Source organism: Actinacidiphila sp. bgisy144 (assembly GCF_057708105.1).
Window position 1 is genome coordinate 135026 of the sequence record NZ_JBYIRM010000022.1, and the last position, 15324, is coordinate 150349.

At 68.4% G+C, this 15324-nt stretch carries 10 protein-coding genes and 4 pseudogenes; 9 read left to right on the forward strand and 5 right to left on the reverse strand.

The features are described from left to right. Positions 1-78: 78 nt before the first annotated feature. From rpmG to AC3EVP_RS24435, 3 genes are all read left to right on the forward strand, one after another. Positions 79-243, forward strand: coding sequence for a 50S ribosomal protein L33 (rpmG, locus tag AC3EVP_RS24425; protein ID WP_055610751.1), 165 nt, complete (start codon positions 79-81; stop codon positions 241-243). 5 nt (positions 244-248) lie between these two features. Further along, a complete protein-coding gene (locus AC3EVP_RS24430) occupies positions 249-509 on the forward strand; it encodes a type B 50S ribosomal protein L31 (protein ID WP_335982768.1) in 261 nt (86 codons plus the stop codon). A gap of 571 nt (positions 510-1080) precedes the next feature. Continuing rightward, positions 1081-3516, forward strand: coding sequence for a hypothetical protein (locus AC3EVP_RS24435; RefSeq protein WP_435133017.1), 2436 nt, complete (start codon positions 1081-1083; stop codon positions 3514-3516). 92 nt (positions 3517-3608) lie between these two features. Here the strand turns inward: AC3EVP_RS24435 and AC3EVP_RS24440 are convergent, their stop codons facing one another. Together AC3EVP_RS24440 and AC3EVP_RS24445 are read right to left on the reverse strand one after the other, a co-directional pair. Further along, on the reverse strand, positions 3609-4475 hold the full coding sequence (locus AC3EVP_RS24440; protein ID WP_435133020.1) for an Fpg/Nei family DNA glycosylase: 867 nt from the start codon (positions 4473-4475) through the stop codon (positions 3609-3611). Between the two features lie 67 nt (positions 4476-4542). Next, the gene (locus AC3EVP_RS24445; protein ID WP_435133023.1) at positions 4543-4719 is read right to left on the reverse strand and encodes a hypothetical protein; all 177 of its coding nucleotides are present in this window, start codon (positions 4717-4719) and stop codon (positions 4543-4545) included. A 251-nt stretch (positions 4720-4970) separates the two neighbouring features. Here AC3EVP_RS24445 and AC3EVP_RS24450 point away from each other — a divergent pair, with 251 nt between their 5' ends. Continuing rightward, positions 4971-5900 carry a hypothetical protein gene (locus AC3EVP_RS24450; protein ID WP_435133026.1) on the forward strand — a complete coding sequence of 310 codons (930 nt, stop codon included), beginning with the start codon at positions 4971-4973 and terminating at the stop codon, positions 5898-5900. A 330-nt stretch (positions 5901-6230) separates the two neighbouring features. Here AC3EVP_RS24450 and AC3EVP_RS24455 read toward each other — a convergent pair whose 3' ends face one another. Next, positions 6231-8006 carry a DUF4209 domain-containing protein gene (locus tag AC3EVP_RS24455; RefSeq protein ID WP_435133028.1) on the reverse strand — a complete coding sequence of 592 codons (1776 nt, stop codon included), beginning with the start codon at positions 8004-8006 and terminating at the stop codon, positions 6231-6233. Positions 8007-8167: 161 nt separating this feature from the next. Here AC3EVP_RS24455 and AC3EVP_RS24460 point away from each other — a divergent pair. Continuing rightward, positions 8168-8955: pseudogene (locus AC3EVP_RS24460) on the forward strand (NUDIX domain-containing protein). Here the strand turns inward: AC3EVP_RS24460 and AC3EVP_RS24465 are convergent. Then, a pseudogene (locus tag AC3EVP_RS24465) lies at positions 8939-10068 on the reverse strand (helix-turn-helix domain-containing protein). The pseudogenes AC3EVP_RS24460 and AC3EVP_RS24465 sit on opposite strands and share 17 nt — an antisense overlap. Positions 10069-10507: 439 nt before the next feature. Between AC3EVP_RS24465 and AC3EVP_RS24470 the strand changes: the two are divergent. The 4 genes and pseudogenes from AC3EVP_RS24470 to AC3EVP_RS24485 form a co-directional block, all read left to right on the forward strand. Then, a pseudogene (locus AC3EVP_RS24470) lies at positions 10508-11122 on the forward strand (DUF3987 domain-containing protein); the annotation flags it as partial. Between the two features lie 109 nt (positions 11123-11231). Next, positions 11232-12035 (forward strand): DUF3987 domain-containing protein, encoded by an 804-nt coding sequence (locus AC3EVP_RS24475; RefSeq protein ID WP_435133031.1) that lies wholly within the window; start codon positions 11232-11234, stop codon positions 12033-12035. 322 nt (positions 12036-12357) lie between these two features. Next, on the forward strand, positions 12358-12537 hold the full coding sequence (locus AC3EVP_RS24480) for a helix-turn-helix transcriptional regulator (protein ID WP_435133063.1): 180 nt from the start codon (positions 12358-12360) through the stop codon (positions 12535-12537). Between the two features lie 78 nt (positions 12538-12615). Continuing rightward, positions 12616-13828 (forward strand): annotated as a pseudogene (locus tag AC3EVP_RS24485) (tyrosine-type recombinase/integrase). A gap of 381 nt (positions 13829-14209) precedes the next feature. Here the strand turns inward: AC3EVP_RS24485 and AC3EVP_RS24490 are convergent. Then, positions 14210-15133: an SRA domain-containing endonuclease gene (locus AC3EVP_RS24490; protein WP_435133033.1), complete on the reverse strand. Its 924-nt coding sequence runs from the start codon at positions 15131-15133 to the stop codon at positions 14210-14212. Positions 15134-15324 lie beyond the last annotated feature (191 nt).

Sequence of the window (15324 nt, forward strand, 5' to 3'; positions counted from 1 at the left end):
GCGGTCAGGAGGTATCGCCCACCGGCCAGCGGGTGAGGGATCTCTTGAAAATGAAAACCAAAGTCGTATAATGACAGCATGGCCAGAAACGAACTGCGTCCCGTCGTCAAGCTCCGGTCCACCGCGGGCACCGGCTACACCTACGTGACCCGCAAGAACCGGCGGAACGACCCCGACCGCATGACCCTCCGCAAGTACGACCCCGTCGCGGGTCGCCACGTCGACTTCCGAGAGGAGCGCTGAACGCCATGAAGCCCTCCATCCACCCCGCCTACGGCCCTGTCGTCTTCCGCGACCGCGCCTCCGGCGACGCCTTCCTGACCCGTTCCACGCTCACCAGTGACAAGAGCATTCAGTGGACCGACGGCCGGACCTACCCGGTCTTCGACGTCGAGGTCTCGTCGGCGAGCCACCCCTTCTACACCGGCACCCAGCGCGTCATGGACTCCGCCGGCCGCGTCGAGCGGTTCAACCGCCGCTACGGCCGCCCGGAACCCGAGAAGCGGTGAGCCCCCGCCCCGCCCGCCGGCGGGGCGCGGACCGGAGACGGCCCGCCCCCGCACGGACCGGCCACGAGGCCCGGCACGTCCGACGTGCCGGGCCTAGCCGCGTCCGCGCCCCCTCCCTCGCATCAGCCGGACTCATGGGCTGAATATCGGACTTCTCCCGCGGGCTGTGGATAACTTTGCGCATGGCGGCGGACGCAGCCCGTAGCGTGGTTCTCGCGTGGCGCAGGGAGCGCCGCGTTCATTCCCGTCCGGGAAGCCGGGGATGACCGGGGAAACAGGGGTTCCGGGGGCAGAAATGGAAGGGTTCGTTTTCGGGGAGTTCCGCCTGTCGGTCGGCGGTCGCGGCCAAGGCATCAGGCTGGAGCGCGCCGCGCCCGAGACCGGCCGGCGCGGTGGCGGTCGCGGCGGGGGTCGCGGCGGGGGAGGCCACGACGGGGGCGGCGGCCCGGACGCCCCGGCCCTGCTCCTGCCCGAGCGCCGGGTGCGCCACCCCCACACGGGTGTCGTGGGCACACTCGTGGGGCGGGAAGAACAACTGGGTCTGTTGCGCAGCGTGGTGCGGTCGCGCCGTATGGTCGAATTCACCGCGCCGTGCGGATCGGGAAAGACCTCCCTGCTGCGCGCTGTCGCACCGGACGCATATATCCGCGCCGGCGCCGCCGACCTCGAGGACTTCCTCCAGGACCTGGTCCGCGAATTCTACGAATACCCGCCCGGGGCACCCCGGCTGAGCACCGAGGAGTGCCGCCACGCCCTCGAACAGGTCGTCGCCGTCGTCGCGTTGGACGACGTGGGATACGACCCGCCGCAGATCGCCGAGCTGCGCGACGCGTTACGCGGCTGCGCGGTGCTGATCGGCGCGGTCCGGCCGGGCGTCGGGCGGCTCGGCGTCTCGCACCCCCTGCCGGGCCTTGCCGCCGAGGACGCGGTGACCCTGTTCTCCCGCTTCCTCGGCCGGATCGTCGCGGGCGCCGAACTCCCGCCGTCCCACCGGCTGGTGGCCGCACTCGGCGGCCGACCCCTCGCGCTGCGCCAAGCCGCCGCGCTGGTGCGGTACGAAGGCCGCGGCATCGCCGAGCTGGCGTGCGAGGTGGAGCCGGACCCCGAGGTGCTGGACGAACTGGCGATCGCCGTGCTCGGCCCGCGGTCCAAACGGGTGCTGGCCGTCCTGGCGCTGCTGGGCGGCGCCCACCTGCCGGCCCGGCTCGTCGCGGCCATGGCCGAAGTCGAGCCCGGCACCGAGCGGTTCGAGCAGCTGTGCGCCCGAGGGCTCGCCGAGAAGCACGGCGACCGCTTCGGCCTGCCGACCGGCCTGCCCGAGCCCTACCTGCGGCTGCTCCACCCCCACCTCGACCTCCGCACCGCCCTGCGGGCCCTGGCCGGCTGGATCGAGGCGCGCGACCCGGGCAGCGAAGAGGCGGGGCAAGCCGCCGACGTGGCAGTGCCGTTGCTGGACGCGGCAGCGAGCCACGGCGCGTGGGACACCGTGGTCGCGCTCGCCCTGACCGTGGAACCGGTGCTGTGCCTCCAGGGCCACTGGCGGTCCTGGCAGCGGGCACTCGACATCGGGCGCATCGCGGCGCAGCGGCTGCCGGACCCGGTCGCCGAGGCCCACTTCGCCCACCAGGAGGGCACCTTGCACCTCCTGGAGGGCCGCCGCGGCGCGGCCATGGCCGCGCTGACCCACGCGCTGGAGCTGCACACACGGCGCACCCGCCTCGGGAACAGCCCCGCGGCGGAGGACACCCGGGCGAATCTGGCGCTCGCCGCGGGCAGCAGCGGCGACACCCGGGACACGGGCGGCGCGGGCGCCGCGCGCACCCTGCTCGGCAAGCGGCTGTCGGGCATCGGACGCTCGACCGGCCGGCGGCGCAGAGCCCGGGCGCGGCGCCGCAGCCGCAGAGCACTGGTCGGGGTGGGGACCGCCACCGCGGTCCTGGCGACCGGCGTCGCCGTGGCGGTCGGCGCCGTCGGCCGCGACGGGCTCGGCGGTGTGGGCGGCGCCAGCCGGCACAGCGGGACCTCGGCGGCCGGCGCGAAGGGCGGCCCGGCGTCGTCCGGCGGCCTGCCCGGCCCCCGGCGGTACGACGGCACCGGCACCCAGGGCGCCCCGGGCAGCACCGACCCCGCCGCGACCGACGAGCCGACCGACCCGGACACCGCGCTGCACCCCCTCACGATCAAGGGCACCGCGGACTACGGCGACGTCCACGCGGGCCCGTCCGGCACCGCGCCCGTCGCCAAGCTCACCATCACCAACCCCAACAGCAGATCCGTCGCCCTGGACGCGATCTCCCTCTCGGCCCGCTCCGACTTCGCCATCACGCAGGGCTCGTGCCACACCGAGGCCACCACGGCGCCCGGCTTCCTCGACGACGAGGCCGGCGGCACCCCGGCACAGTCCAAGGGCCTCGCCGCAGGCGGCAGTTGCAGCGTGACCGTCCGGTTCGCACCCACGGCGCTCGGCAGCCGCGCAGACACCCTCACGGTCAGCTACGGCAAGGGCGCCAAGAGCACCGCCCGTCTCACCGGCCGCGCCTTCGCCACGGTCAAGGTCACCGTCGCCCCCGACACCGACGGGCGCCGCCACGGCTACGTCGACATCAGCTCCGACGGCGCCGTCACCAGCTGCGACCAGGCCGCCCCCTGCACCGTCCGCTACTACGACACGAAGACGCCGCTGCGCCTCGAAGCCCACGGAGATCCCGCGGCCACGGACGGCTCCGGCACCACCGGGACCACCAGCAGCGGGAGCGCGGACACCGGCGGCACCGGCAGCACGAGCACCGCGGGGAGCACCAGCGGCGCCACCGGCACGACCGACGGTTCGGGCACGTCGTCCGGCAGCACCTCGACCACCGGCTCGGCCGGCATCGGCACCGTCATCAGCCCGGGCTACCTCCCGGGCAGCTGGACCGGCCCGTGCGCCGGCTCCTCCGACGCGTGCACCCCCGCCCCGGGCGGGGACATCACCACCATCGTCACCTTCACCGCGAACACCTCATGACCCGCCCCCGAGCCCGCCTCCGCCTCCGCACCACACCGCACCCGGCAGGCCCGGCCCATGACGCTCGCCGGGCCCGGCCACCCGACCCGCCCCTACTTCAGAAAACGCGACAGGCGGCGGTCCGCGAGCGGCTTCCCGCCCGTCTGGCAGGTGGGGCAGTAGTTGAGCGCCGAGTCGCTGAAGGACACCTCCCGAATGGTGTCCCCGCACACCGGACACGGCTCGCCCTTGCGCCCGTGCACCCGCAGCCCGCTCTTCTTCTCCGCCTTCAGATCCCGCAGCGGCAGTCCGCGCGACCGCTCCACCGCGTCGCGCAGCGTGCTGCCGATCATGTCGTAGAGCAGCGCCGCCTCCTGCCCCGACACGTTCGCCGCGAGCTTGTACGGCGACATCTTCGCCGCGTGCAGGATCTCGTCGGAATAGGCGTTGCCGATCCCCGCGATCACACTCTGGTCCCGCAGCACCCCCTTGATCTGCCGCCGCTCACCCGCCAGCATCCCCGCGAACACCTCCGGCGTGAACTCCGCCGACAACGGGTCGGGCCCCAGCCGCGCCACCCCCGGCACCTCCGCCGGATCGTGCACCACATAGACCGCCAGCCGCTTCTGCGTGCCCGCCTCCGTCACGTCGAACCCCGCCCCCGCCGGCTCCCCCAGCCGGACCCGCAGCGCCAGCGGGCCCTTGCCGGGCCGCGGCGGCGCATCCGGCAGCTTCTCGCTCCACCGCACCCACCCGGCCCGCGCCAGATGCATCACCAGGTGCAGGTCATCGGCCACCAGATCCAGGAACTTCCCGTACCGCGCCACCGCCCCGAACCGCCGCCCCTCCAGATCCCCGACCCCCGGCTGATACGTCTTCAACGCACTCACCGCCACCGGATACACCCGCTCCACCCCCTTCCCCACCACGTGCTCCGCCAAAAACCCCCGCAACGCCTCAACCTCGGGCAACTCAGGCATGCCCCCATTCTCCCCCACCCCGCCCCGACCGCCAGACGACGAGCCGAGGCGACCCGCCCGCACCCGGTCAGCGCGATCCGCCCCCGCGGCCACGTCGAGCACTGTCGAGCAGCGCTTGCAGCACATGCCACGCGCGGGTCCGGCGACCCGCGTCGCCGGACCAGATGTACACGGCGCTGAGGGCCGTGACCAGCATGCAGACGGCTGCCGGCCCGGCCAGCAGCACAAGCGCGAGCGACGTCATGCGAGTGGACTCCCCAGTGGGTGCGGTGCCCCGGACAATCCGGTGACTCAACGTTCCCGCCGGTCGCGACGCCCGAAGCGATTGCGTACAGGGGCTGCCTGACTCGTCCTCGACGTGGACGATTCGTGACGTCCTGCGCCACTGCTTGACGGAAGTTGACAGCGCTTGCCGGCCGACGCTTCCGCGAATTCCACGTGGCGTGGGTGGACCCCTGAGAGGATCGGACCGGTGGTGAGATCCGAGGGGGGACGATGACGTCGGCAGCATCCCGACCGGTGTCGGGGTCGGCCCTGGACGCACTCAGGTACCGGCTGCGGAGACTTCACCGCGACAGTGGTGAGCCCAGCTTCCGCGTCGTCTCACAGCGCACCGAGAAGGCGATCAGCCACACGACGGCCGGCAACGTGCTTCGTTGCGACATCCCGCCCGGCTGGGGTGCGCTCGAACTGGTGGTGGAGGCTCTCGGCGGTGATGTGGAGGAGTTCCGGAAGCTCTGGGTCGCGGTTCGCGACGAGGCGTCACCTCTGACCCTGCCCCAGCCCGCCGCCTGGGAGGAAGAGGCGGAAGAGGCGGAGGAGCCCACCGCGACCGCGGAGCTGAGCATCCCGGACCTCGATGCGGCGGAGGAGGACCTCCAGGACCAGGCGGCCAGGCGCGGCCACCGTGAGGGAGAGGCACGCCGAGAACTCCTGGTTGCGCTGGAAACACGTGCCGACCTGGCGGATCGGCTGGTTGCGTTGCATGAGCAGTTGGGCCGTGAGCGAGGGCGCAACGAGGAACTCCGCCGCCGCGTGGCCGACCTGGAAACCGAGCTGCATGGGCACACCGATCGCGTTGAGCGGCTCCAGGACGAGTTACGAGCCGTTCAGGACGAGCGGTTGATCCTGCTGGAGAAACTGAACGGTCTGCACAGCCGACGATCGGAGCTGTACTTCACCTGGGCCAGGGAGGAGGAGAACCGCCGGCGCGCTGCCGAGACGGGGCACGAGGAAGCTCGCCGCGAGCAGGACCGGGAAGTGCAGGACCTTCGTGAACGGCTCAGTGCCGCAGAGGACCTGCTGCGATCTGTCGTGGCATCGCAGTACGAGGACGCCCAGAGCGCAGCGGAGCCCCACCGCACCGAAGAGGACACGCCGCGAACGGAATGGCGCTTTTGGCGGTGTTCGCGCAAAGCACGCTGACCTGGCGCGAAAAACCGCAAGGGCCGCTGTTCCGGTAAATGGAACAGCGGCCCTCGCGGTTGTGTCAGGACTCCGGAGCGGGCGGCTCAGGCCGCCGGGCCCCGGTTTAGATGTCGAAGAAGTGATGGGCCGGTTCCGGGACCTGCGGATTCAGCCCGGCATGGCGCGCTGACCTGCGGGGGAACGGTCGTTGTCGGTCGCCATAGGCCACCTCTTCACGGCCCAGAGACGGCCCGAGCGTCCGTCGCTTCGATACTGACTGGGCCGGACTCCATCGTCTGCCGACTGCCCGTCTGGCTGGCCGCTATCCCACGTGACGTCCCTCTGCCCTCAACTCGTCGCGTCCCCATCCGCAGCCTCAGCGGGCACTTCTTCCTCTCTGTCTACCGGAACTGCATCCTCTCCGCTCCTGAAGGAAAGTAGGTAGAGGGCAAGATAGAGGAGGGTCGCTGCGTGCCTAGCGTCACAGTATCCCACGAATCCATGTGCTATTTCGTTCCTAATGTTCCAACCGCCGGCAGGGTTCGCGCACACAGTCAAAAGGCTGCGATACCAGGATTCATCGAGTCCTTTCTCGCGCAGTGCAGCGAGAAGCACCGCGAGGCCGGGATATTGGCCAGGCTTCGCATCTCTTTGGAGCTTATAAACGCCGTAGTTGAGCCCCAGTACAAAATTTCTCACGAGGGCTTCGATGCGCGGCGCAGCCGTAAATGCACTTCCTTCCATGTCGTTCATCCAGTAGCGCATGAACGCCCTGGCTAGTGAAGCTGCCAAGGTCTCATCAGCTAGGGCCGAATGCGAAAAATGGGCAGCTAGGTCTTCTTCGAGGGGTATACCGTGAACATCCGCAACCTTACTCAGTGCCATCGCAAGGAGGCCAGAAGTGGCCTGGAGGGTAAATGATTCCTGCTCCGCTAGTGCCATTTCGTTCTTCTGCTCATCATTCTGAGCCGTGTAGCGAGGAAGATTATCGCCGCCAATCAAAACATTGTTCATCAAGGATCGGAAGACGAAGCTGGCGGCATGCTCTCGAACCTGCTTGCGCGTGTTCTCGATAATTCCTGTCGGTGGGCCGTAAATGTGAGGCAGGTAGTCAAGCACCTCACGCCACCCGGGAAGCTTCCCGATGGGTTCGAGGAATTCATCTATCTGTTCTTTGCTAACGTGACTCGTCGCGCTAAAGGTGGCGAGCCCCATGTCTTCGTCCCTAATGCTTTGCAGCATGGAAGCTGCCTGTTCAACCAGCTCAGGGCTGCCGTACTTGGTAGCCCACTGGAGCGCGGATTGCAGGTGTGCGGCTTTGACGAGGCCAGTGGCTTCGCTGGCAGCTTCGTTCCAGATGGACACGGCTAGCTCAGCGATCGATCTTCTTTCGTCTCCCTTGTTGGTCATTTTCAAACGGAGGGTCAGCAGTTGATCTCTGATGTGGACGTCGTCATACGCGTCAAACGCCAAGTCTAGAAGGTTGCTCACGATTTCCGGAGGCTGTTTTTCTAGCATCATCGGGCGTATCATTGACAGAACTGCGCCCGGTCGTTCCGATCCTTGCAGCATCTCCGCTCTGGCGTAATCAGTCATCGAGCTAATGATTGAGTCGGCTATGTCATTGGACTTCACGGCCCTTGCGAGGCGAAGTCCTACCGAGTAGTTCTCTGATTTCGCGTGCCCATTTTCGCATTTCTCAGCCGCTAGTAGATAGTTTTCTGCCGCGACGCGGGCGTGGCGGTGTGCTTCTGCTGCCTTTCGCTCGAAAAGGAGGTGATGCAGACGTGCGCGAGCAAAAGGTGATCTGACCATTCCAGCGAGGTCGCTCCACGCGGTGACAATCTCGGCCGAGACCGCCGTGACGGTCGGAGGTTGACTCTCTCCTGATGGACCGATGAAAAAGGGGTTAAGTGAAACCTTGGCCGACTTTTCTACTTGCTTCACCTCGGCATGATAGTAAAATGCCCATTGGGCGGCGATAAGCGCGGTGGGGAGATCGTCCTCCTCCGACGCGGGGATCGCTTCGCGTACTTTCATCATGGCGTCGTGTGCTGATCCACTTTTTGTTGCGCTATCTAGCATTGATGCGACTGCATCAAGATCACCTTGTTCAAGTGCCATGTCAGTAGTCTCTTCCCTCAAGTGGTGGTAGCACTACCGATTTGCAAGATTCGCCCACCGTCGACGGGGCTGGGCTGGGCGTGGAAGATGAAGCCATGGTTGGGGCACAAGTGGAGCCGATAGGCTGAGATGTCGGCAGAGAATCGGAGGGTGTGCTGTAGATGGGGCCTAAGACGGCGAAGGTCTACGAGACGATTCGTAGTCGGCTCGCTGGGGGCGAGCTACGGCCCGGTGACAAGCTTGCGTCCGAGCGGGTGCTTGTTGACGAGCTGGGGATCGGTCGCACCGCGCTGCGGCAGGTTCTTGCCCGGCTCGTTGCCGAGGGTGCTCTTGAGGTGCACGGCCGTAGTTCGTACCGCGTGCCTGGGGGCGCGGTCACCGAGGCGCCCGGGGGCTAGAGCGGTGGCAGGTTCACGGGAAGCGGGAGCTGTACGACAACCGGTGGGTAAAGCTGGAGCTGTGGGATGTTGAGCCGCCCGGGGTGGAGCGGTTTGAGCATCACGTGGTGACGTTGCAGCGAGTGTCAATCGCGGCGGTGCTGGACGATCAGGATCGGGTGCTGATGTTGTGGCGGTACCGGTTCGTGGCGGATCAGTTCGGGTGGGAGCTGCCGGGTGGGATCGTGGACGCTGGCGAGGATGGGTTGGCCACCGCGCTGCGCGAGGTTGAGGAAGAGACGGGGTGGCGGCCCGCGCAGCTTGAGCACGTCGTGACGTTCCAACCGATGATCGGCATGGTCGACTCGCCTCATGAGATCTTCGTCGGGCGCGGCGCCGAGAAGGTGGGCGAGCCGACCGACCTCGAAGAGGCGGGGCACGTGCAGTGGGTGCCACTGTCGGACATCCCCGGCCTGATGGCCAAGGGCGACCTCATGGGTTCCGGCACGCTGGTGGCGCTGCTGCACATCCTGGCCAACCGGGCCAAGTACACCGCTACAAGCGCGAGCTGAGCATGTCGATCCGCCGCAGTTGACGTACCGAGCCGGTGCGGTTGGCCAGCAACCGCGCCTGTCGCAAGTGGGCGTCTGCCTGGTCATACTCGCCGCGTGCCAGGTGCGCGTGTGCCAGGTCGCACCGCACGCCGGCCTGCGCGCGTACGAACGTCGGGTCCAACGTCTCCAGTCCCGCGTAGAGCCGGCCGACCGCTTCGTCATCGCCGAGCATCGCCAGCACATTGCCCTGCCACCGCGCCAGGTGCGTCCCGTTGAGGAAGATGCTCAACATGTCCGGGTCCCGGTCCTGCGGCCCGTCCGGGATCGCCGCGGTCGCCGCGTCCAGCGCACGCCGGCAGTCGGCCGGCATCCCGGCCTGCGCACACAACTCCGCCTCGGCAGCCCACAGCCACGCCGTCAGTCGCGCCGACGCCCGGCCCGCGACCGTACGCCGCGCGTCTCGCACGAGGTCGACGCCGAGCGCCGGCCGCCCGGCCTCGCACAGCACGTACGCCTGTTCAGCCATCGCGTGTGCCAGGTACATGGGTGCGTCGGCATCCTGCGCCGCCCGCTTGGCCAACTCGTACTGCCGCCAAGCGCGTTCGACCGCGCCGGTGTCGAGTGCCTGCCACGCAGCGGGCGTTGAGGCACCGCGAGCGCCAGGCCAACGGGCTGCCGCGTACCGGGCAGCACAGCGAAGTTGAGCGCGTCTTCCAGCGCCGTCAGGTGCCCCGTCATCTGATCGACCAACCCGGCCGCGCCCATCTGCCGATCGAACGTCCGCAGCAGCTCGGTCTGATCGTTGAAGGTCTTCACCATCGACTCGCTGACGCTGCTCGCCTTGTCGATTCGCGCCAGGAGATCCGCGTATCCGTCCGCCACCGGCGGCGCCTCACGGTGGTCGGCCCCGCGCAGTTCCGCGTCCGTCACCCCGAGCAGTCCGCGCATGATGGCCGCGTAGCGGTCGGAGATTGGGCGCCGACCGCTCTCCCACTCCGACACGTAGACGCGCAGGCTCGCCCGCGACGCCACGTCCGCGAGATGGCGGCGCGCGTACAGCTCGATCTCGGAGATCAGCCGGTCCTGCGACCAACCGCGTGCCCGGCGCGCATCCCTCAAGCCCTCGCTCACGGCCGCCCTCCCCGTGTCAACAACGGTTGGCCACAACAAGCATGCCTCACATCGCCGCAGCTCAACAGGGGTTAACCCGGCCGTTAACTGCCCTGGTCCTGCGGGGTTGTTGGCTAACGGCTCGCCGTTCGGCGCGGTGTTCTGGAGATGCGCCGGAAACGGCGGGGCCGCGACATCAGGTCTCACCGCTTGACTCTGGTGCGCACCAGTTGGCGCACCTCCGCCGCCCGGAGGGCACCGTGAAACGTGCTCGAAGGAAGCGGTCGCACCTTGACAACTCCATGGGGATCACGCCGCCTCTCCTCGGCCAAGTAGGCGGCCACGCGGGTCCGACTCCCGCGTGATGAACAGCGCTTCCCGAATTCGTACCCCGGGGGTCGTCGCCCGATCTCGCCAAGGACACGCGACGGCCCCCGGCTCCCTCTGTGCCGTTCCGGACATGTGGGCCGCGTTCCCCGCCGAAGACGCCACGGAGACCGCGCCGGCCGTGCTGCCGTGGGACGACCCCGTACCGCTCAAGCAGCGCCGCGAGCTGCCCCCGTTCTCCGTCGACGCCCTCCCGGGGTGGCTGCGGGACTTCACCGCCGCCCTCGCGGAGGAGACTCAGACGCCCGTCGACCTAGCCGGGTGCGTCGCCCTCGCCGTGCTGGCCACCGCCGCCGGCGGGCGCGCGGTCGTCCACGTGCGCGGCCGGTGGCGCGAGCCCACGAACCTGTTCACCGTGTGCGCGCTGCCGCCCGGCAACCGCAAGTCCGCGGTGTTCGCAGCCATGACCGATCCCCTGTACGACGCTGAGAAGCTGCTCAAGGAACGCGCGCTGCCCGCCATCATCGAAGCCGGGTTGACCGCCAAGCTCGCCCGCGAGGCAGCCGACAAGGCAGCGCACAAGGCGTCTGCGGCCACCGGGGACGGACGGGACGCGCTGATCTCCGAAGCGGTCGGCATGGCGCAACAGGCGGAAGCGCTCACCGTGCCGCCCGAACCGCAGTTGCTCGCCGACGACGCGACGCCCGAGACCATCACCTCGCTGATGGCTGACCAAGGCGGGCGGATCGCCGTCATGTCGGCCGAGGGCGAGATCTTCGACATCATCGCCGGCCGCTACTCCGGGGCCCCCCAACATGGGCCCGTTCCGCAAGGGACACGCCGGAGACCGGTTGCGGGTGGACCGGCAGACCCGCAAGGAGTACGTCGACCACCCCGCGCTCACCATGGGCTTGTCGGTTCAACCCGCCGTCCTCGATGGCATGGCGAAGATCAAGGGTGCCAAGGGCCGTGGGTTGCTGGGACGGTTCCTGTACTCCCTGCCGGAGTCCCTGCTCGGTCGCCGCAAGACCCTTCCGGAGCCAGTGCTGGAAGCCGTCGCCGAGGTGTACGGGCGCAATGTCGTCGCGCTGACACTCGCCCTCGCGGATTGGACCGATCCCGCGGTCATCCAGCTCACGCCCGAGGCGGACGCTGCCTTGCAGCGCTTCCAGGAGCGCATGGAACCCAAGCTCGACGCCCGCGGCGCGTCCATGGGCCACATCTCCGATTGGGCGTCGAAGCTCCCCGGCGCCGCCGCCCGCATCGCCGGGCTGCTGCACTTGGCCGAACATCTCGACCGCGGCCACGCCCGGCCCGTCACTGCCGACACCATGCGCGCGGCGCTCACCCTCGCCGACTACTTCGCCGGCCACGCCCTCGCGGTGTTCGACCGCATGGGCGCCAACGACACGGCCGAACGGGCCCGCGCCGTCCTCGACGTGCTCAAGGCCAACCAGTGGTCCGAGATCAGCAAGCGCGACGTGTTCGCCAAGGTCAGCCGCTCCGAGTTCCCCACCGTGGCCGAACTCGACAGCGCCCTGAACCTCCTGGAAGACCGCGGGTACATACGCGCCCTGCCCGTCCTGCGGACCGGCACCCGTGGCCGGCCGCCCTCGCCCCGCTACCTCATCCACCCCGACGTGAGCACCCCCGGCGCCTGACCCGGGCCGCAGAAACCGCAGTATCCGCAGAAGTCCCCTGACGCACCGCTGACCTGCGGAAACGCTCTCACCCCCGCCCCGCCGCAGAAACCCGCGGAACCTCCGCACAAATCCCGCCCCCGCTGTCCGTCATCGGGCCGACCGCCATTTCTGCGGCACCTCTGCGGGTTTCTGCGGCGCACGGATGCGGCGACCGTTCCCGCAGGTCACGGCCCCTTTCCGGGCATTGTGCGGATTACGCGGTTTCTGCGGCGCCCATCCCTGAGGAGACCCGTGCCAGCCCAGCACACGGACGGACCCCCGGGCAGCGCTCCGTTCGGGCCTGCCCGACCGCTACCTGACCCCGGACGACCTGTCCGCCCTGCTCTCCGTCCCCGTCGAAACGCTCTACCAGTGGCGCAAGAAGCGCACCGGCCCGCCCGGCTTCCGCGTCGGCAAGCACATCCGCTACGACCCGCGCGCCGTGCACGCCTGGATCAGCGAGCAGAGCGCCGCCGCCTGATCACCCCCACTTCTCCACCGCGGCCGGCGGCGGACCAACCCGCCGCCGGCCGCTTCCCCATGCCCAGAAAGGCGCCGCATGGCAGGCCACATCCAAGACCGCTGGTACAAGACCGAAATCACGCCCGATGGCAAGACCAGCCGCCTCAAGACCGACCGTTATGGGACGGGCATGCGCTACCGCGCCCGGTACGTAGCACCGGACGGCGCTGAGCGCAGCCGGTTCTTCCCTGATAAGCAGAAGCGACTCGCCGAAGCGTGGCTCGTGCAGATCGCTGCGGATATGAATCGAGGGCAGTACGTAGACCCGGCAGCCGGGAAGGTCACCTTCCAGCAGTACGCCGGGGACTGGCTTGCCTCGCAGACCACGGACCTGTGAACGATCGTAAGCACGGAGCTCCGGTTCCGGCTGCACGCGTTCCCGCACCTCGGTCCCCGCTCCATGGGTGCTATCCAACCCACGCACATCCGGCTGTGGGTGCGGGCGCTTAACGACTCTGGCATGGCGTCCTCGTACCAGCGGACCATCTTCGCCAACGTGTCCGCCGTTGACGATGGCATCATCGCTCGCAATCCGTGCCGCGCCAGCTCGGTCAAGGCGCCCAAGCTTGGTACCCGAAAGGTGCAGCCGTGGACCTTCGAGCGGGTCCGGGCAGTGCGCGAGGGTCTGCCCGAGGCGTACGCGAGCACCGTGGACGTCGCCGCGGGTTGCGGGCTGCGGCAGGGCGAAGTCTTCGGCCTTGCGGTAGACGAGGTCGACTTCCTGGGGGGGAGTGGTCCACGTCGTCCGCCAAGTGAAGCTGATCGGCCCGCGTATGGTCTTCGCACCTCCCAAAGGCGGCAAGTCGCGGGACGTGCCGTTGCCGGGAGTCGTCTCCGACGCGCTTGCCCGCCGCATCACCCGCCGGCCGCCAGCCGAGGTCACGTTGCCGTGGAAGACGCCGGATGGCCCGCCGGTCACGGCCACGCTGCTGTTCTACTCGCGGGAGCGGAAGGCGCTGAACCGGAACTACTACAACATGTACCTCTGGAAACCCGCTCTCATCGCCGCGGGCGTGATCCCGGAGCGCCAACCCGGTGGGCGGTTCAAGGAGTCACGTGAGCACGGCATGCATGCACTGCGCCACTATTACGCCTCCGTGCTCTTGGACGCGGGGGAGAACATCCGGGCCCTTGCTGAGTACCTAGGTCACTCCGATCCCGGCTTCACCCTGCGGACCTATACCCATCTCATGCCGGACAGCAGCGACCGGGCACGAAGTGCGATCGATGCTGCATTCGGCCGGCGATGATCCTTCACCGGCCGATGTCAGGCGGACCGAATGGTTGTTCGGTCCGCCTGATATCGGGCCTAGCTCTGTGGCGGCTGCTTCCGTGTCGAGGCACGGGCCCTCGCCGCCCCGTTCGCTCTGGGCATGGCCATGAGGAAGGGGGAGATGAAAGCCGAAGCCTCAAGCGGTGGGGTCCGACCTAGTACTACCAGCAGTACTCCTGCCGAAAGCGTGCTGGTGTACATGGCCGCGCTGACCAGCAGAGCCGCCCGTCCGTCCGAGTTTTCGGACATACTGAAGGTGCTCCTGTCTCTTCAAGGGCTGCGAGTAGGGGCCACCCGCATCGTTCCTAGGCGCCGCGGGTGGCCTGCTCCACGTTCTGGGCACGGTTCGTGCCTGCGGTTAGACCGCTCCCGTGGACGCGTATTCGTCTCCCTCCGGCCACACGACGGTGATCTGTAGCTGTTTGCACAGATCAAGTAGGTCGTCTTCCGGACGGAACGGCACGAGGAGCCCCAGGTCCGGATGAGACAGGAAGCGGGCGTAGTCCAAGAGCTGTCCGATTGCCATGCGGATTGCTTCGCGTGAGACCGATCCCTTGGCTTCGTACAGGCGATTGGTCGAGCCGTCGTAGAGATCTGTCAGCAGTTGCTTCGCGACGCCGGCCGGAGCGATCCGGTGACGGCTGACCGTGCGGCCGAGTAGTCGAAGATGATCGGCGAAAGCGCGAACCAGCTTTGCCTCTACCCGCTCAGCTTCGTAGGGCTCGCGGGATGGGTCGACCAGCATCCGCTCAGTGTGCTGAGCCTCAACGTCTATGGGTTCGACCACAGGCTCGTTGGCGGGTGTGTGGGGGAGTTGCGTCCCGACCGGTTCTTCGGCTGAGACAGGCTGAAGCCGGAACATGATCATACTGCGGATGGGGCCGCCGTTCGTCTCAGGCGCATCGGTGCGATACCACGGGCGTTCCTCGGGTAGCGCGAATTCCCCCAGGTACTCGCACATGCCAGCGGACACACCCTTGAACAGTCGGAGTGCGCGGCCTTCTCGCCTGTGGCTCAGGATCGCCAGGTTCCCCTGGGTCATCTTCTGGTCGCCGGTCTGCCCCTCGCCCGCGTAGTGATAGCAGCCGTCCTCGCCCCAGCCGTCGAAGTAGCCGTGCTTGTGGCCCTTGGCGGGGTCCGTGAAGAGGAAGACGTTGGCCGACACGCGAGATGGGCCGATGCCGCCCTGTCGGCGCCCTCCGTAGAGCTCATGGAGATCAGTACGCTTCACCACCTCGCCGATGTCGACCCCCCAGGTCTCCGGCGCTGCCGCTCCGTCCATCCCCACCCCCTGTTTAGGTCCGTTTCGCCACCTAAAACTCTACCCTACCCACTCTCTGTTGCTCAACTTATCGTCGAAATAGTCATCGCCCCAATGTTTTGGCGCCCAGGCGTAATTAGTCGGGAGCCGTAACAAACAGACAGGGCCGTGGGGGGGGGGGGGGGGGGGGGGGGGGGGGGGGGGGGGGGGGG